The sequence below is a fragment of the Vibrio sp. Isolate24 genome (genome assembly GCF_022398215.1).
In the GTDB taxonomy this organism is placed as follows: Bacteria; Pseudomonadota; Gammaproteobacteria; order Enterobacterales; family Vibrionaceae; genus Vibrio; species Vibrio coralliilyticus_A.
Genome location: NZ_JAKEUU010000001.1, coordinates 991,078 through 1,009,524, shown reverse-complemented (window position 1 = coordinate 1,009,524; position 18,447 = coordinate 991,078). Strand labels below are relative to the sequence as shown.

Here is an 18,447-nt window from a genome sequence, read left to right as displayed (position 1 = left end):
TCTTACTTTTGTTGTCAACACTTGATTGTCCCGCTAGCAACGCCTTGATGAGTTTATTCATCCTTCATTACAAACTTGTTGTCGACCATTTATTTGCCGGCAAGTTTCTTTACGTAAATTAAGCTTGAAATTTTCTCTTGCGCGAAGATAATGAACGTAAAGTTTACGTTTTATGGTGGGAGAGCGCCGTGAGTGCACCAAAAACAGATGCAGAGCTCAAGAAAGCTACGATACATGAAGCGGCGAAAATCGCTGGTGTATCAATAGCTTCTGTTAGTAGAGCCTTGAATAACAAACCCGGAATCAGCGAGAAAACGAGAAAGAAAATACTCGAGATATGTAAAGAGTTGGGTTACGTCCCTAGTACCTCGGCGCGAGAACTTACCGGTAGCCACAAGAATACAATTGCTATTTCTCTGGGACCACATGACTTTTACGCGTCTCGTTACCTTGGAATGCTTTGGCCATCATTGTCGGCAGCTATTCGTAATTCAGGTCGGAATCTATTACCAGTCAGCTTTGGTGAAGTGGAGCTTGAACAGATTGGCGGAGCGGTGCTCCTTGGTATCACCAATGACGATCCGAGAATTGAAGCGTGTAAGAAAATGGAATTACCCTTCGTTTGTATTGGGATGAGTGAAGGTTCGTTTTGGGTTGCACCTGATGACTTCAATGGTGGTCGAGAAGCTACACAACACCTTGTAGATAAAGGTCTGACCGATATTTGCTTCGTCACACCAACCACTTATGGCGATGGTTATCAGTTTAGACATCAAGGTTACATGTCCGTCATGGCAAGCAACGCTTTACCTGTCAGAGAGCTACGGACTGGTGCAGAACCGTTGGGAGAAATCGCGGCGTATCGCTTTTTTACGCAAATGGAACGTAAACAGCTTGAAGGCTATCAAGGTTTTGTATGTGAGTGTGATGAAACCGCTTTGGGCGTGATTGCGGCATTAAAAGACCGTGGTTACTCGATTCCTGAAGATTTTTCCGTAGTTGGTTACGACGGGTTACCGGGGATATCGAAGGAGCTGACAACCGTTGTTCAAGATACGGATAAAATTGCTGAACGCGTAGCGAGCATGCTAGAACAAGCGATTTTGCGAGAGCAACCTGTAGGTTCTATCGTTCCTGTAGGCTTAAAATTGGGTAAAACGACGTAAAAATAGATCAAATAATTAACAGAATACTCAAAAAGCATGACTTAAGTCATGCTTTTTTTATTCTTAAACGTCATGAAAGCGTAATGTGATCAACTTAACGTAAGCGCTTACGTAAAATGCGCATAATACTCTCAGATTTAAAGAAACAAGATTTGAGGGCACGATGAAAAAAACAATATTAGCAGTATCCCTACTTGCTGCTGGCCTTTCTGCAAAAGTAGTCGCAAATACAGAAGTGACCATCGCCGGATGGGGTGGTAACGATGTTGTGGTTCTGAACAAGTTAGTGAACGAAGTTCTGACCGAAGATTTTAAGAAAGCAGGGCTTACTGTTAAGTATCAAGCTGTGGAAGGTGATTTCTCTCAGTTCATCACTAACTCTCTTTCCGCAGGAACCGCGCCAGATGCTTTCTACATCGATGTTGTAATGGCCAACGCGTTAGTTGGCTCGGGTAAGGTTGCTGTTAATGCGCCACAACTGGACAAAGTCAGTACTAACATTATTCCAAGCCTAAACTCCGCGTTTACTCTCGAAGGTAAGCAGTACGGCGTCGCTAAAGATTTCAACACCATTGCACTGCAATACAACAAAGACATCTTTGATGATGCGGAAGTTGCTTATCCAACGAATAAAGATTCATGGGAAGACTTACGTAAAAAACTTCTTGATGTGAAAGATGCTTTAGCGGATGAGGTATCAGGCATTTGTGTCATGCCTGATTATGCCCGTTTTGCGCCTTTTGCACTCTCAACTGGTTGGAAGCCATTCAATGAAGAAGGCAAAACCATTCTGGATGAAAACTTCGAACGTGCATTTAACTTCTACACTGGATTAGTAACAGAAGACAAAGTGGGCATTCTGGCAACGGACCTTGGTCAGGGTTGGGGTGGTGGTTGCTTCGGTACCGAAGAAACGGCTATTGCGTTAGAAGGTAACTGGATCAGTGGCTACTTACGCGATAAGGCACCGAACCTGCCTTACGGCACGACCTTGATGCCAAAAGATCCAGTGAGTGGTGAACGCGGCAACTTATTGTTCACTGTCGCTTGGGGCGTTAACGCAGATGGTAAGAACGTCGAAGCAACGCAAAAAGCGGTAGAAATTTTGACGAGCCAGAAAGCGCAGGAGTGGGTATTGGATTCAGGCCTTGCTCTGCCAAGTCGTGAAGCTCTTGGTAAATCAGAGTTCTTCGCGCAGCAGAAAGCAGAAAATGAACTTGCAAAACAAGTGTTTGATGGTGCTCTTGAAGGAAATGTAGAGCCATTCGCATTTGGAAATTACGGCACGGCATGGATGACTCCGATTAACGAAGCATTGAATTCAGTGTTGCTTGGTCAGATGACGCAAAAAGAAGCGATCAAAATGGCACAAGCGAAATACGATGCACTGACAGCGAAGTAACGGGGCGAGTGATGAACTCTTTACGTTTACGCCAACAAGTTTATGGATGGCTCCTTGCTGGGCCATTTGTACTGACTTTGGTGGTGTTCTTTCTTTACGCGTTGGTTAGAACGGTTTACTTCAGTTTTACTGAGTACGACTTGTTCAGCGATGCAATCTGGGTCGGTCTGGCAAACTTCAAAGCACTGCTGACCGATGATCTGTTTTTACTTTCTTTGGCTAACACTGTTTGGTTTTCTCTGATTGTAACGTGTGTGCAAACTGTTTTAGCACTCGGCTTAGCAATTTTAGTCAATTCAAAAATTCGTGCCAAAAGCTTCTTTAGAACGGCATTTTACTTACCGAGTATTTTGTCGAGTGCCGCTGTCACCTTGATCTTCATTTGGTTCTACCAAAAGAACGGTTACTTAAATGGCTTTGTGACGGATGTTGTCAATCACTACCCGCACCTGAGCTGCTTTGCGCTTGTGGCCATTGTGACTCAGTTTGTTTTGGTGACGAAAGACCGGATGAAAGGTCTGCCTGTCGGTTGGTTTGATCCAGCATGGGCGATACTTTCCTTCATCATTGCGGGCGTAGCGACTTTTGTGGCGAGTGCAGTGGGTTGGATTGAAGTGACGAAAGACGTGGTTGAGGTCAACTGGCTCAACACTCGTGATAACGTCGGTCCAATGCCTTTGACTCTGTGGGCAATTGTCATTCAGAACATTTACACCACGATTCCAACTTTCATGTTGTTGTTCTTAGCCGGTTTACAAGGCATTCCGGGTGAGCTTTATGAAGCGGCTCATATTGATGGTGCAAACAAATGGCAGCAGCACTGGAACATTACGATTCCTCAGCTTGCACCAGTGACATTTGTTGTCGTGACTTTCTCAATCATTGGTACGTTGCAGATGTTTGACCAAGTGGCACTGCTTGGCTCAGCAGCACCATTGGAGTCTCGCATTACTCTGGCGTACTACGTATATCACAATGCGTTCCCACCAGGTGGCACTCCGCAAATTGGTATGGCAAGCGCAGCGGCATTGGTATTGGCGTTTATCACGCTGGCAGTGGTTTATCTGCAGAAAATCTTTGGAGTGAAGGAGAAAGCAGATGGCTAACCAAATGTCAGCAATCAACCATGAGGATGCAAAACCTATGGCATCTATGGAAGAGATTTCAAAGTTTCAAGCGCGTCGTCGCTGGGCGAAAGTTGCTTGGGTTTACAGTGCCTTACTACTCGTGGCTACAGTGATGTTAGGGACCTTCGTGGTGGCGTTCTTGGCGAGTCTGAAAGATGACCCGTTGGAGCAACCATTTAAGTTCAACTTTGCTCAGGTTCAACCAAGCAACTGGGGCGCAGCTTACCAGCTCGGTAAGGAAGGTAACGATGCGCCAATGTTCGGTGGTTTCGCTCCGGGAGCAGAAGTGAACTTCACCGTGACTTACGCGGTGGAAGACGGCAAGGAACTGAAAATACCTGAAATTGAAGTGCCACGTCGTCGCCCTGGTACAGGTATGGCTGCGGCTATCGTGACCGACTTTGCTGCCGATTATGCACAAGTCAGCGAGCCAGTGTTGGTAGACACTAACGACAACGTGACGTTTGTAGAAAAGCGTGGTCGCCGTGAACTTACTAAGCAAGGCCACAGCCAAACGTGGGCATTTTCCATCAAGTATCAAGGTCAAGGTCCTGAGATTGCAACGCTACCACTAACCGTAGAAGCGCCGCGCGGCCAAGTGCTGATTGATAGCACGCTAGCGCCAAGCAAGATGGAACGTCGTGGCCGTGTAGCGGCATGGGATAACGCAGCACCGGGTGTGATTGGTTACGTGTTTAAGTCTTACGTTCGCGTGTACACCGAGTCAGTCAGTTTAGAGACCGGTAAGAGCCTGTTCATGAGCTGGACCATCAACTCGTTCTTCATTGCGATTGGTAAGGTAATTCTGACCTTGTTCTTTGCATGTACTGCTGGTTATGCCTTAGCTCGATTGAAGTTCACTGGTGCCCGTGCTGTGTTTGCTTTCATGTTGTTCAGCATGATGATTCCGGGACAAGTAACCTTCATCTCTAACTACCTAATTTATAAAGATATCGGCTTATTGAATACGCCATGGGCGGTCATTACGGCGGTCGTTGCTTCGGGTCAGGTCCTGATCATGAAACAGTTCTTCGAGAACATTCCGAAAGAACTGGAAGAAGCGGCAATCGTAGATGGCGCAAGCCCTGCTGTGATTCTTTGGAAGGTATTTATGCCACTGGCGAAGCCAGCCATCTTGTCGGTGACCATCCTTGGATTCCAAGGGGCATGGAACGACTTCTTCTGGCCTCTGGTGGTGATCAACAGCCCAGCTGATGCATTCACGCTTCCTGTTGGCCTATTGAGTTTACGTAACGCCTATGGCGTAGCAGGTGACTGGAACCTGATCTTGGCGGGGGCTTTCCTGTCAACAATCCCAGTACTGATTGTATTTATGGTTTTCCAACGTTACTTCGTGGGTAACGATATTTCTTCCGCTGTTAAAGGTTAAATTTCGGGGATATTTAAGATGTTTATGAACTACAACGCTGGTCAAGGCGAACTAAAAAACTGGATCGTTGAAGAGACGGCTTTTGACTCAGCTTTCCAAGGTAAATGTGAAGTAGTAATGAGCCAAGGAAATGGCTACATGGGCGCGCGTAGTGCAACGGAAGAAAAATACGTGGGACAGGTTCGCAACCTTTTTGTTGCGGGTACTTACAACAAGTTTGACGCAGACGAAGTGACCGAGCTGCCAAACTCTGCAGACATGAGTGCGATTGAAATCTTCATTGATGGCCGTCGTTTTCACCTAGAAACAGGCGAGGTAAGCAACTACTCTCGTCGTCTGAACGTGAAAAACGGTGAACTCATCCGTGAATTCACTTGGACAAACACAGAAGGCAAGAGCTTCGAGATGCGCTTCCGCCGTTTCTTCTCGCAAGCAAACCTTCATCTAATGGCATTCGACGTTCAAGTTAAAGCTTTAAACAGCGATGCGAAAATCGAAATCCGCTCTGGTGTGGACGCGCAGCTTTCTAACTCAGGCGCACAGCACTTCCACGAAGGTGAAAAGCGTATTTACGACAAGCGTTTTATCGAGCTTCTGCAGCACACCACAGAAAGCAAAGTAGACTTTGTATTCCTAACATCTCACCGCTACCTTGTGGATGGTCAGGAAATTGAGATTGACCCAGGTCTGCAAATGGACCGCCGTAAAGTATGGCTAAACATCCACCACGATCTGAAAGCGGGCGAAACGTTCGGTACAGAGAAAGTTGGTGTGGTGCATACGTCTCGCGATAAGCAGTTCGACGTTGAAGGATACGAACTTCAGGCTTTGCGTGACCATGCGTTGACTAACCTTAAAAACAATGCAGACCGCAGCTTTGATGAGCTTTTAGAAGAGAGTGCAGCAGAGTGGGACAAGCGTTGGGCAGGCATGAACATCACCATCGGTGGTAATGACTTTGACCAACTGGCGATTCGTTTTGCGCAGTACCAACTGAACATCTTCACGCCAATGCACGATTCTCGTTTCGGTATCGGTGCGAAAGGTCTGTCTGGCGAAGGCTACAAAGGCCACTCGTTCTGGGATACAGAAGTCTTCATGCTTCCGTTCTTCATCTACACAATGCCAGAAGTGGCTCGCAGCCTACTAGAGTACCGCTTCCGCACGCTAGGTGGCGCACGTAAGAAAGCAGCAGACAACGGTTACCTAGGTGCACAGTTCCCATGGGAATCAGCGCTAACAGGTGAAGAAGTAACGCCAGTATGGGGCGCGGTAGATATCATTACAGGTAAGTCGACTAAGATCTGGTCTGGCTTTATCGAGCAGCACATCACATGTGACATCACTTACGCATTGTGGCAGTACTACCAAATCACAGGTGACCAGAAGTTCATGGACGACATGGGCTACGAGATCATGTTCGACACAGCAACGTTCTGGACTAGCCGTCTAGAGTGGCTAGAAGATCGAGAGATGTGGGGTATCTGCAATGTTATCGGTCCTGATGAGTACAAAGAGCACATCGACAATAATGCGTTCACTAACTACATGGCAGTAGAGAACATCAAGCTGGCGATTCGTTACTACGAAGATCTAGAAACGTCTAATCCAGAGTTACTGGCTAAGCTTTCTGACAAGCTAAACCTAATTGAAGCTCGCAAGATGTGGCTAGAGCGCGTAGACAACATCTACCTGCCACAGCCACGTGCAGAAGATAAGGTTATCCCACAGGATGACACTTACTTGCAGAAAGAAATCATTGACCTGACTAAGTACAAAGAGCAGCCATTCGTTGGTGGTCTGTTCCAAGACTACAACCTAGAGCAGGTTAACGAGATGCAAGTTTCTAAGCAGGCGGACATCATGGTGCTGTTCCTTCAGCAAGAAGATAAGTTCGACCTTGAAACTAAGCTAGCGAACTGGAGCTACTACGAGCCGAAGACGCTACACGACTCATCGCTAAGCTTGTCTACTCACTCGGTATTGGCGTCAGATGTGGGTAACCCAGAACTGTCTTACGATTTGTTCCAACAGGCAGCATCTATCGATATCGGCCAGAACATGAAGAGCTCGGATCACGGTATTCATGCGGCGTCTATCGGCGGCATGTGGCAGTGTGTGGTTTACGGTTTCGGTGGCGTACGTATGCTAGGTGGCAACCTTCGTATTAACCCTAACCTTCCAAAAGAGTGGGACAGCCTGAACTTCCCAATCTACTGGAAAGGTGAGCGTTTGGAAGTAACGGTAGATCAAGAGCAAGTTCGTATTGAACGTCCTGAGTTCAACGGCCAAGCGCTAAACATCGAAGTTGCAGGCGAGCCACGTGTTATCGATTCAACAGAGGTGATTTTCAATGTGTAAGGCATTCATTTTTGACCTAGATGGCGTCATTACAGATACCGCAGAACTGCACTACCAAGCGTGGCAACGTATGGCGAACGAGGAAGGTTACTACTTCGACCGCGAAATCAACGAACAGCTGCGTGGTGTATCTCGTCAGGCGTCTCTGAACATCATCCTGAACGGGAAAGAGATCAGCGAAGAGAAGTTTGCAGAGTTGATGAAGCGCAAGAACGATTATTACGTGGATCTGCTGAATACGATTTCTGCAAAAGACGTTCTACCAGGTATTGAGCAATTTCTACTTGAGTTAAATGCACGTGGCATCAAAGTCGCGTTGGCGTCAGCAAGTAAGAATGCTCGTCCTATTCTTCACCGCCTTGGCCTAACGCCACTGTTTGATGCGATTGGTGACGGCTGGTCAGTGCAGCGCTCTAAACCAGCGCCGGACGTGTTCATCCACGCGGCGGGTCAAGTGGGTGTAAACGCTGACGAGTGCATCGTGGTTGAAGATGCAGAAGCAGGTGTAGATGCGGCAAAAGAAGCGGGAATGCGTGTTGTCGGTATTGGTCCTAACGACCGAGTTGGTCACGCGACATGGCGCTTCGATGATACTGCCAAGCTGACTTTGGCTGAAATCCTGTAGCAACAATAACAATGGGCGAGCTTGCTCGCCCTCATTAAAGACGTAGGTAGAACAATGGCACGTTTAGAACTGAAGAACATCAATAAAATCTATCCTGATGGTGCGCACATCATCAAGGATGCCAACCTGACCATTGAAGACGGAGAGTTCACGGTATTCGTTGGCCCATCAGGGTGTGGTAAGTCAACCATGCTGCGTATGGTGGCTGGCTTGGAGGAGATTTCATCAGGAGAGATGTGCTTAGATGGTGAAGTGGTGAACAACCTTTCGCCTACAGACCGTGGCATCGGCATGGTGTTCCAATCTTATGCGCTTTATCCGCATATGACGGTCTACGAAAATGTTGCTTTCGGCCTGAAACTGGCGAAGAAAAGCAAAGAAGATATTGATTCAGCAGTTCGCCAGGTAGCGGAAATGCTGGAACTGACTAACCTGCTGAAGCAGAAACCTAGCCAGCTATCAGGTGGTCAACGTCAACGTGTGGCGATTGGCCGAGCGATCGTGCGCAACCCTAAGCTGTTCCTGCTTGATGAACCGCTATCAAACTTAGATGCTTCGCTGCGTGTTCGCATGCGTCTACAGTTGGCGGAATATCACCAGAAACTGAAGTCGACGGTTATTTATGTCACGCACGATCAAGTAGAAGCGATGACGCTGGCGGATAAAATAGTTGTCCTTCGGGCCGGTGTGGTAGAGTAAGTCGGCTCGCCTCTGGAGCTGTACTACTTCCCACAAACTTTGTTTGTCGCTGGTTTCATCGGATCGCCGAAAATGAACTTGCTGCCCGCAACATTGGTTGAGGCGACTGGCGATCAGGCAAGGGTAGAAGTGGGTGATTACACATTTGAAGCCGATGTTGACGCGACTGCTGCAACACAGGGCGCGCTAATGACTTTGGGAATCAGACCAGAAGATATCCACCTCGATGAGAAGGGAGTGGGTGTTATTGTTGAAGGTCTAGAACGTCTGGGAACAGAGTCGCTGCTTTACACCACACTAGTTCGTGGCGGTCAGGAAGTCTTGGTGCGTGTGCCGGGGACTGTTCACGTTGAAATCGGTCAAAGGCTAAATATCCGAATTCCTGCTGAGAAGTGTCATCTTTTCGATAGCAAAGGGCTGGCGTTTAAGCGTGGTAAAACCATTGATGACCTGATAACGCTTCCACCGCAAATTCAGCAAGCCAGCTAGTTACCCCTAAATCATAACAACAATAAAAAAGCCCGCTTGGCGGCGGGCTCTGGATTACTGCATTCAAAATTCAGCTTTCGACTGATTTGAATGTGCACTTAATGCCTGTTGGCGCAGGCATCAAAAAAACTATCCCGTTGGCGCGGGACAGACAGTAACACTGAGATAATAAGGTATACCTCATGAAAAAGACAGTAGTGGCATCCTCTGTACTTCTTGCACTCACAATTTCCGGCGTGGCAATCGCCAACGAAAAAATTAACCCTGAAGAAGCTGAGCTGAAAGCCAAGCTGAGCGCGCTAGAAAACGAGTATTCGAAAGCTGAGTTGTTAACAGCATTGAATGCTGAGCCTCGTGAAGACAGCAAACTGCACGGTACGATTGGTACCAACGTTGAAATCGAGCAGTGGAAAGAAGTCAAAAACGGCGAAGTGCTGAACAATGGCGGTAAAGTCAAATACTCACTGGCGAACGGCAACTTCCGCCACGAAGACTGGGCAGGTGTGGATTTTGGCTTCTACATGGCTCGTGAGTTTAACTACTCAGGAGAGCTGTCTAGTGCCGATCATGATGGTGTGAATGACATTACAGAGATATACCTGAATAAATCTTACGCCATTGATAATGGCAGCATCGGTTGGGGTGTGAAATACGCTCAGGAAAGCGCGGATAAGCGAAGCACGCCTGAAGGTAAAGTATTTGGCTCATACCAGATTAACGATTGGCTAGACTTTCACGGCTACGCTCTGTACCACGTCGAGATTAAGCAAAACCTCGGAAACTTTGACTACTACGAGCTAGAACCTGGCTTTGGCTTCAAGATCGCAGAAAACATGGGAGCGTGGATTAACTTACGCTACCAACAAGGTGTTTGGGATGCTAAAGGTGACGCCGATAAAGAAGTTGAAACGGAAACCATCATTAAACCGGGGATGTGGTACAGCTTCGGTCACTGGAGCGCGGCTCTCTTCGCTGAAATCGGCAAGTTCGACAAAGAAAATGACCGTACTGGTGCAAGCTTACACTCTGAGGATTACGTCAAGCTAGGTGCTTCGGCTAACTATCCTATTTCGAAAAACTGGAGCGTATTTGGCGAGTTCAGCTACAAAACAGTTGATGTGGTGTTCGGCGATGGTCAAGACGGCGAAAACACCCTGCCATTTGGTCTGATTGGCGTGAACTACAGCTTCTAAAATGACCTCTCCTCCTGATACTCAGGAGGAGAGTTTCCACTGCATTTAATATTTCTGGTTTTGGACTGACATTGGCAGCTTTGAGTCCGTTTGGAGCCTGTCCGGCTCCTTTTTTTGAACCAAACCCAGACGTATTCAACGACTTTACAGGTTGGAAAATGACAGAAAAATACCGCCCATACCTTCACATGACACCGGATTCGGGTTGGATGAATGATCCAAACGGATTAGTGTTCTTCAATGGTCATTATCACCAGTTCTACCAGTATTACCCAAGCGACACCGTTTGGGGGCCAATGCACTGGGGGCACAAAATCAGTACCAACCTGATTGATTGGCAAGAGCTTGAGCCCGCACTTTATCCCGATGAATCTGGCATGTGTTTCTCGGGAAGTGCAATTGTTGATTGGCATAACACCTCGGGTTTATTCGAGACAGGCAAACCAGGCTTATTGGCGTTCTATACTTCGTTCATTCAACCCAAAGTGACATTGGCTGATGGCACTGAAGTAGAAGACCCAATTCAGCAGCAGTCACTTGCTTATAGCCAGGATGGGTTAACGTGGAAAAAATATGCTGATGGAGCACCGATCATCACGGCACGTGGTAATCCGGATTTCCGTGATCCTAAGGTGATTTGGCATGAGCAAAGCCAAGCGTGGGTGATGGTGGTGTCTTGCGGGCAACATATCGAGTTCTACCGTTCTACCAACCTATTGGATTGGCGTTTAGTGAGCGAGTTTGGTTACCGCCATGGTGCCCACAGTAAAGGCCCGTGGGAATGCCCAGACTTGTTTGAACTGCCTATCGAAGGCTCACAAGAAACACGTTGGGTGTTGGTGGTTGGCATTGGTGAGGGTGCGCACTGTGGCGGTGCTGGTACGCAGTATTTTATCGGCGACTTTGATGGCGAAATCTTCGTCAATCACAACCATCCAGAGAGTGTATTGTGGCTCGATTTCGGTCGTGATTACTACGCGACTCAGTCACTTTCTGATATCCCCGAAGCAGACGGTCGCCGAATTGTCAGCACATGGATGAGCAACCATCAGTACTCACTTGAGCTGCCAACTCAACAGTTCCGCAGTTCGATGGCCATGCCTCGTGAACTCTTCCTGTTTGACGGTAAAGCAGGGCTACGCGTAGGACAACGTTTTGTTAAAGAGCTTAATCAGGCGTTAAGCCTTGATGTACAAACGCCAGAGCCAAGTGATGAACAAGCGATTAGCCTGTATAGCCAACAAGAAGTCATGAAGTTCAGCGCGGATGTGGCTCTACAAGATACACAAACGTTGCACTTGAATGTTTACCAAGATAATCCGGCTTACTTTGAGTTTGTTCTCGTAGAACAAGGGGTTGAGGTGCGCTCAGTGCGCCGCGGTCAGTTTGGCACTGAACGGATTGATAAACACTTCCCACATGACTATCGGGTGACCTTACCGATTGATAACGAATTCCAAGTCGAAGTGTTGATCGACAAAGGCTCGGTCGAGCTACTGATCAACGCTGGTCAATTCAGCTTTACCAACCTTGTTTATGCCAAAGAGACGCAAGCAAGTGTCGCCCTAAGCGTGGATAGCGGCTCGCTAGCACTTCGCAACGTTCAAGTATCTAGCTTGGCAGGAGAGAAAACATGTTAAACGAATTACAAACTAAGCAAGCACTACAACAAGTGCTTGATTCAGTAGAGCTGCCAAAGCTGACCAAGAAAGACGAGAAGGTGTTTCTTGAACGTCTGGCGCAACATTTTCCATCCTTAGTCGGACAACTGCACACGCTTTACGGCGAGCGTTATGATTTTTTCTTGCACCTACAAAATCTGGTGGTAGTGCTTGCCAAGGCCTTTTCTGGTCGTAAACGTAAGTGGAAGAACCTTGATGAGAAACGACTTAAAGACCCAGCTTGGTATCGTAGTGAAAAGATGCTCGGCATGGCTGTGTATGTGGACCTGTTTGCTGGTGATTTGAAAAATCTGCAAATGAAGATTCCGTACCTCAAGTCACTTGGTATCAATTATCTGCACCTGATGCCGCTTTACAAAGCGCCAGAAGGAGACAGCGATGGTGGTTATGCAGTGTCAGATTACCGCAAGGTGGAGCCCAAACTGGGCACGGAGAAAGATCTGGCACAGCTCGCTGAGGCGTTGAGTGATGAAGGCATTAGCCTAGTGTTGGATTTCGTGTTCAATCACACCTCAGATGAACACTACTGGGCAGAGCAAGCACGTAAGGGTAACCCTGAGTTTGAAGACTTTTACTACTTCTTCACCGATAAAAAGGAAGTGGATGAGTACAACCAAACCTGCCGCGAGATCTTCCCAACCGTTCGCCGTGGCAGTTTTACATTCTTAGAGGATGTAGAGAAGTACGTTTGGACGACATTCAACAGCTTCCAATGGGATCTCAACTATTCAAACCCAGCGGTGTTTAACGCCATTACCGATGAAATGCTGTTCCTCGCCAACATCGGCTGTGAAGGCTTACGCCTTGATGCGCTCGCGTTCATCTGGAAAGAGAAATGGACTCAATGTGAGAGCCTGCCGAAGGCACACACCTTGATTCAGTGTTTCAACACTTGTTTGCAGATCGCAGCGCCTGCTGTGTTGTTCAAATCAGAAGCGATTGTGCACCCAGACGAAGTGGCACAGTATATCGACAAACAAGAATGTCAGTTGTCCTACAACCCATTAATGATGGCGCTGATGTGGGAAAGCTTAGCTACGCGTGAAACCAAGCTACTGACAGCATCTCTAACGAAAAGCTTCGAGATCTCAGACCAGTGTTCATGGGTGAACTACATTCGTTGTCACGATGATATTGGCTGGACGTTTGATGATGCTGTAGCTGAGCAGCTTGGCATTAACGGCTATGATCACCGCCGCTTCCTAAATCAGTTCTATACCGGCAAGTTTGAGGGGGCATTCTCTCAGGGCGTGCCGTTTCAAGAAAACCCGACTACGGGAGATTGTAGAGTGTGCGGCTCGTTAGCATCTCTAGCGGGCTTAGAAAAAGCGATTGAAGCTGACGATTCACAAGCAATCGAATTTGCACTTAAACGTATTCGTCTATTGAACAGCATCAACCTTAGCATAGGTGGTATTCCGTTGATTTATCAGGGAGACGAGCTCGGCATTTTAAATGACCACAGCTACCTAGGTGATGAGTTCAAACGCGAAGACGCACGCTGGGTTAATCGTCCAGAAATCACGCCAGATTCGGTCGAGTTGGCTAATACTCTTGGTACTTATCAAAATCGCGTTTATTCTGATCTTAACCATATGATCAAACTACGCAAAACCAACGAAGTGTTTGGTTTAGCGAAAACGCAAATTTTGGACACCTATCGCCCGCATCTGTTTGCTTACTGCCGCGAACATGAAAATGGCAGTAAGCTTCTGGCAATTTGTAATTTCAGCGAGCATACGCAAACTTTGCCTGTTTCGATTTGCGACATCTTACATGCTGATAAGAACCAAGGCTGCAAACAAGCACAAGTTGTCGATAAGCTGACAGGTAATCGTATGACTGGCGACCTGTTAGAGCTAGCGGCTTACGATGTGCTTTGGTTAGAGCTATGTGAAGGTAGCAAATAGTATGAAAGAGGTGACTTCAAACCGAGTTTGAGTGACTGGTGACGCCGCAGAAAGGGGCCATGACGGCTTTGCCAACGTTACATTCGCTCCAGAGAAAGCTGGCCTAAACACTAAGTTCTAAAAACAAAAAACGCGATACCGATTGGTATCGCGTTTTAGTTTGTATATGCCCTTTCCAGTCTAGAGTGAGCAATATTAATCATTAACCCGTTAGGCGGGAAATCACTTCGACAGGACTAATAACGCCAAAAGGTTCTTGTCCGGTTTTTGCTAAGTCGAGGCATTCAACGGCTTTGCTGGCAATATGAGCCAAATCTTGACGAACGGTTGTCAGATCGGTTGATACCACTGGTAGATCGTCAAAACCTGTAATGGCGATGTCATCTGGGATAGCTCGATTCTGAGTACTTATTGATTCTGCGACACCAAGAGCAATTTCATCAGAATGACAAACAAACGCATCAAATTGATCCAATAACTCAGGATTGCGGAAAAAATAGGAGCAAGCATGCATTCCTTGGAAATGCCTACCTTCAAATATAATCGCTTTGCTCGGTAGACCAACACTATCCAAAGCACTCTTATATCCTTGAAAACGCAAGCTTTCTTCTACAGGGTTATTATCTCTTGCAATAACAAAGGCAATGCGTTTTTTACCTTTATTTACCAAGTTAAGGGTGATTTGTCTGATCCCCATGTATTCATCTGGCGCGACCCACCAACCATCGACTTTTTTGCCGACGTTAACATAAGGCACTTGTTGTTGTTTTAATGAAGCAAGGCGCTCATCTCCTTCCGTCGCATCAATGACAATACACCCACAAGCACGCTGTTTAATGGTATCGACTTCTTCGTGATAGACGATTTCTGGAGCTAAACCTCGTTTGTTTAATTCATCCAGTAGATTGCTATACATCAATGTCATGTATGGAGAAAGTTGTGTGTCGTTACGACTTAGAAGGATGGCGATACTGATATCTTTTCCGCTCGACAACTTACGAGCAGTTAGACTTGGGTTGTAATTAAGAGCTTTACAGGTATCCAGCACTTTCTGTCGTGTGGACTCACTGATACCACCTTTGCCATTGAGTGATCGACTAACAGATGCGACGGACACGCCGGCAATTTCGGCCACTTTTTTTATGTTGAGTTTGGGTTCTTGAGTCATAACCGCTTTTTAAGGCTCTGAATTTGTGGTCACTATAACATGAGTAATCGGTTTCACAATCATGAGAAACCGATTACTTGATTTTGAGCACAATAAATTTAAATGAGCGTATTTATTGTCTTTTTCCTGTGTTGATATCAAATCCTCGCCTGAAATTTGAACTTTTGTCACATTATTTACTTATTTGTAAGTAACCGGTTACGTTGTGTGTTCATCATCACAGATCAGACTTTAGTGGTTCTGATAACTTAAAAATGCAAACTGGATTGATTAGGACGCTCTAATGCAAACATAGTTCGGTGGATTTATACACTCCCTGAAGGTTTATATTGTCTTAAAGGTAATATTAAAATCATATATTACTTAATTCCTAAATTGTAACTCGTGATATTTAAATATTAACAAATTAAACTTATATTTATAGGCTCATAAATTAACTATGAATAATGTGAATAAAAAAACTCTAGCAAAATTATTTTCAGTGGGAGCATTACTTACTTCTTCTTCGACCTTTTCTGCAACCTTGAACTTTGATGGAGTAACAGAAGCTGCAACCATATATAACTTTTCCGGTCTGGAATTCGAGTACTTCGACAATGATGACGGAACTACAGAGTTATTCAGTAAGCAAGTATTTATTGATGGTGCTGTCACCATTCCAAATACAAACTGGAGAATGGGTATACTGGCAGCAACTTTTCAAAATAATCCTTCTGATTCAGAAACCACTCACGCGACGGAATTGGAAATAAAACCCACCTATGAGATTTCGATAAGTGACTCATTGAATATTGGTAGCGAGTTTGCTTATGGCTCAGTCGGAGAGGATGGTAGCTCATATTGGTTTAAGCCATTCTTATTTAAGAAGTTTGATAATGATGTAAGTGTTTATAGTGAAGTGCTCTTAAAGCATTGGGATGGAGGTAAAGAAGGAGTAAATGAAAATCTTGTTCATCCAATGTATGAAATAAGCGAGAATGTTACTATAGGTGCTGAGCTATTTTATGCACATGGATTACAGGAAGCAACTTATACAGAGTTTGCCGTTAGACCCAATATTGCTTATACCTTTGATGGTGAAAAAATGCTTTGGGCTAAAGTCGAAATTGGTCAGCAAGGGGACCACGAAGATAGCAATGTCGATGGCGATTATATGAAATATATTATTGGATATAATATGAAGCTTAATGATACTTTTGCACTAATATCAGAGTTTTCAGTATATAACTGGGATAAGTCATATAATAATACTAGTGGAAACAACTACTTTGCAAAATTTGGGTTAGCTTACTAATATCCGAACCCTATTAATCCTTCCGTTGTGATATATACAACGGAAGGAATATAATCACTTATTAGCTAGGGTAGGATTGTTTTTTATAACTATGCCTTTATTGGCAAAGCACCAGTAGTGTTTATGTTGAACAAGTTTTTGGCAGTAAGCGAATTGAGGGAGTTGAGCATTTTTTATATCCTTGATCTCCGTGGCTATGCTACTGCCCGCATAAATGGTGAAAAGTATCGCCACTGTGAGTGCTTTCATTTTATTACTCCGTTCTATTTTCTATCCTAAGGCTAGAAGCCTGTCTCTTTTAAGTCAAATATACAGTGACATTAAATCAATTGAAATATTATTTATCCTATTGATTTAATTATATTAAGTATGGGTTGTCGTTTGGTGGTAGCTCTAGTTATAGCACGCTTTGAACTAGGCGTTCGCAGTGGTTGTAAGCTGGGTGCTTATTTGAGTGTGTGATCATTGTCACGTACATGATTTGTTTTTACGTAACCGGTTACGTAATTTGTTGGAGATCACAGAATGGCATCGGAATATGGTTATACTCGTCAGTGTGAAGAAAGATTAAAACGATAAAAATCGAGACTAACGGAGCAAAACTATGAAACAGGCACTTGTCCTACTCGTTCCTACTCTTTTACTGGCCGGATGTGGGGGAGAACATACTTCTTCGTCATCGGATAGAACACAAGTGACCATCTTGGGCACTATTAAAGCTGAGATTGGCCCTCATTTCGAACAGGCATTGGAGACTTATAATGCCTCGCAAAGTGAGTATGAGATTGTTTCTCTACCGATTGATGGTAATACTTATGAAAAAATGACGGCTTTGTACGCATCAAATAATGCACCAACTATTATGGTAATGGGGCAAGAAGCCCAAGAGTTGAAAGATAGGCTTATGGATTTTAGCCAATCAGAACTGATTAAAAATGCGTATCCAGGCACCTATGATGTAGTAAAAGATGGTGAGCGTGTATTGGGGGTGCCAATCACTGTTGAGTCGTTTGGTTTTTTATATAACAAAGCGGTTCTGGACCAAGCGGTTGGAGGAGAGTTTAACCCTTCAACCATTAATACTCAGGAGAAGCTAGCTAAACTTTTTGAACAAATCTCGGCTTTAGATAATGTTGATGCCGTGAGTGTTTCACCTATGGATTGGTCGCTTGGGGCGCATTTCTCCAATGTACTGTTTGCTAACCAAGGCAATGGGCTTGCTGCTAATCTTGAAGCACTTGAAGCCATTAAAGCTGGTGAAATCTCTCTGCAAAAAAATGATGTCTACAACGGTTGGGTGGACACTTTTGACCTGATGAAAGAATACAACCGTTCGAAGCGTTCGCCATTAGCACCAACCTATGATGAGAGTGCCATGGCTTTGGCACAAGGCCAAGTCGGTATGTGGTTCCAAGGCAATTGGGCTTACGCAATTTTGAATGAATTAAATGCCGATGGAGAGTTTGGCATTTTACCTGTTCCAGTTAACAATGACGAAGACTTCAAAGGTAACAACGCCCTTTCTGTTGGTGTTCCTATGTATTTCACGATTGATGCTGCTCAATCAACAGAAGCAGAGCGTGAGGGAGCACAAGATTTTTTGAATTGGTTGTTTACATCAGAAGCGGGAATTGACGCTTATGTGAACAAGATGAATTTCATTCCTGTATATGAAAATATCACAATCGAGCCTGCTGATGAGTTGTCACGGACAATATTAGCTAAAATGCAAGCGGGCGAAACGCTTAACTGGATTAACATGTATTATCCAGGTGATGCTTTCCCGTCTATGGGGGCATCTATGCAGAAATATTTAGGAGACGTGATTGACCGGCCCGCGCTTGCTGGAGAATTAGAGAAGTACTGGACTTCTAAATAATCTTGTTAAAACAGGCAGGCTCCTGCCTGTCATTACCGTCAAGCGGTTTCTACGCTTTATTT

At 45.5% G+C, this 18,447-nt stretch carries 12 protein-coding genes and 1 pseudogene; 12 read left to right on the top strand and 1 reads right to left on the bottom strand.

Going from position 1 to position 18,447, the window contains the following annotated elements:
• The first annotated feature begins 188 nt into the window (after positions 1–188).
• From L1D23_RS04430 to L1D23_RS04385, 10 genes and pseudogenes are all read left to right on the top strand, one after another.
• Entirely contained in the window at positions 189–1,166 is a 978-nt protein-coding gene (locus L1D23_RS04430) for a LacI family DNA-binding transcriptional regulator (protein ID WP_239864453.1), read from the top strand.
• A 163-nt stretch (positions 1,167–1,329) separates the two neighbouring features.
• The gene (locus tag L1D23_RS04425; protein WP_006961328.1) at positions 1,330–2,568 is read left to right on the top strand and encodes an extracellular solute-binding protein; all 1,239 of its coding nucleotides are present in this window, start codon (positions 1,330–1,332) and stop codon (positions 2,566–2,568) included.
• 11 nt (positions 2,569–2,579) lie between these two features.
• Positions 2,580–3,674 (top strand): sugar ABC transporter permease, encoded by a 1,095-nt coding sequence (locus L1D23_RS04420; RefSeq protein WP_006961327.1) that lies wholly within the window; start codon positions 2,580–2,582, stop codon positions 3,672–3,674.
• Positions 3,667–5,085: a carbohydrate ABC transporter permease gene (locus L1D23_RS04415; protein WP_043010050.1), complete on the top strand. Its 1,419-nt coding sequence runs from the start codon at positions 3,667–3,669 to the stop codon at positions 5,083–5,085. The genes L1D23_RS04420 and L1D23_RS04415 overlap by 8 nt, the downstream gene beginning before the upstream one ends.
• An 18-nt stretch (positions 5,086–5,103) precedes the next feature.
• Positions 5,104–7,446: a glycosyl hydrolase family 65 protein gene (locus L1D23_RS04410; RefSeq protein ID WP_239864452.1), complete on the top strand. Its 2,343-nt coding sequence runs from the start codon at positions 5,104–5,106 to the stop codon at positions 7,444–7,446.
• Positions 7,439–8,071: a beta-phosphoglucomutase gene (pgmB, locus tag L1D23_RS04405; protein WP_006961324.1), complete on the top strand. Its 633-nt coding sequence runs from the start codon at positions 7,439–7,441 to the stop codon at positions 8,069–8,071. The genes L1D23_RS04410 and pgmB overlap by 8 nt, the downstream gene beginning before the upstream one ends.
• Before the next feature lie 54 nt (positions 8,072–8,125).
• Positions 8,126–9,259 (top strand): annotated as a pseudogene (gene ugpC / locus L1D23_RS04400) (sn-glycerol-3-phosphate ABC transporter ATP-binding protein UgpC).
• 182 nt (positions 9,260–9,441) lie between these two features.
• On the top strand, positions 9,442–10,452 hold the full coding sequence (locus L1D23_RS04395) for an OmpG porin family protein (protein ID WP_239864451.1): 1,011 nt from the start codon (positions 9,442–9,444) through the stop codon (positions 10,450–10,452).
• Positions 10,453–10,523: 71 nt separating this feature from the next.
• The gene (locus L1D23_RS04390) at positions 10,524–12,092 is read left to right on the top strand and encodes a glycoside hydrolase family 32 protein (protein WP_239864450.1); all 1,569 of its coding nucleotides are present in this window, start codon (positions 10,524–10,526) and stop codon (positions 12,090–12,092) included.
• Positions 12,086–14,044, top strand: a complete 1,959-nt coding sequence (locus L1D23_RS04385; protein WP_239864449.1) for an alpha-amylase family protein — start codon at positions 12,086–12,088, stop codon at positions 14,042–14,044. Before L1D23_RS04390 ends, L1D23_RS04385 begins: the two co-directional genes overlap by 7 nt.
• A gap of 202 nt (positions 14,045–14,246) precedes the next feature.
• On the opposite strand, the gene L1D23_RS04380 is transcribed toward L1D23_RS04385, so the two are convergent.
• Positions 14,247–15,212 (bottom strand): LacI family DNA-binding transcriptional regulator, encoded by a 966-nt coding sequence (locus tag L1D23_RS04380; RefSeq protein ID WP_239864448.1) that lies wholly within the window; start codon positions 15,210–15,212, stop codon positions 14,247–14,249.
• A 448-nt stretch (positions 15,213–15,660) separates the two neighbouring features.
• Here L1D23_RS04380 and L1D23_RS04375 point away from each other — a divergent pair, with 448 nt between their 5' ends.
• Together L1D23_RS04375 and L1D23_RS04370 are read left to right on the top strand one after the other, a co-directional pair.
• Positions 15,661–16,506, top strand: coding sequence for a hypothetical protein (locus L1D23_RS04375; protein ID WP_239864447.1), 846 nt, complete (start codon positions 15,661–15,663; stop codon positions 16,504–16,506).
• 604 nt (positions 16,507–17,110) lie between these two features.
• Positions 17,111–18,385: an extracellular solute-binding protein gene (locus L1D23_RS04370; RefSeq protein ID WP_239864446.1), complete on the top strand. Its 1,275-nt coding sequence runs from the start codon at positions 17,111–17,113 to the stop codon at positions 18,383–18,385.
• The last annotated feature ends 62 nt before the right edge of the window (positions 18,386–18,447 follow it).

What these genes read in the sequence shown, in the direction of transcription:
- L1D23_RS04425 (WP_006961328.1), top strand. Translation starts at nt 1,330, where the DNA reads ATGAAAAAAACAATATTAGCAGTATCCCTACTTGCTGCTGGCCTTTCT.
- L1D23_RS04385 (WP_239864449.1), top strand. Translation starts at nt 12,086, where the DNA reads ATGTTAAACGAATTACAAACTAAGCAAGCACTACAACAAGTGCTTGAT.
- pgmB (WP_006961324.1), top strand. Translation starts at nt 7,439, where the DNA reads ATGTGTAAGGCATTCATTTTTGACCTAGATGGCGTCATTACAGATACC.
- L1D23_RS04380 (WP_239864448.1), bottom strand. Translation starts at nt 15,212, where the DNA reads ATGACTCAAGAACCCAAACTCAACATAAAAAAAGTGGCCGAAATTGCC.
- L1D23_RS04410 (WP_239864452.1), top strand. Translation starts at nt 5,104, where the DNA reads ATGTTTATGAACTACAACGCTGGTCAAGGCGAACTAAAAAACTGGATC.
- L1D23_RS04370 (WP_239864446.1), top strand. Translation starts at nt 17,111, where the DNA reads ATGAAACAGGCACTTGTCCTACTCGTTCCTACTCTTTTACTGGCCGGA.
- L1D23_RS04415 (WP_043010050.1), top strand. Translation starts at nt 3,667, where the DNA reads ATGGCTAACCAAATGTCAGCAATCAACCATGAGGATGCAAAACCTATG.
- L1D23_RS04420 (WP_006961327.1), top strand. Translation starts at nt 2,580, where the DNA reads ATGAACTCTTTACGTTTACGCCAACAAGTTTATGGATGGCTCCTTGCT.
- L1D23_RS04395 (WP_239864451.1), top strand. Translation starts at nt 9,442, where the DNA reads ATGAAAAAGACAGTAGTGGCATCCTCTGTACTTCTTGCACTCACAATT.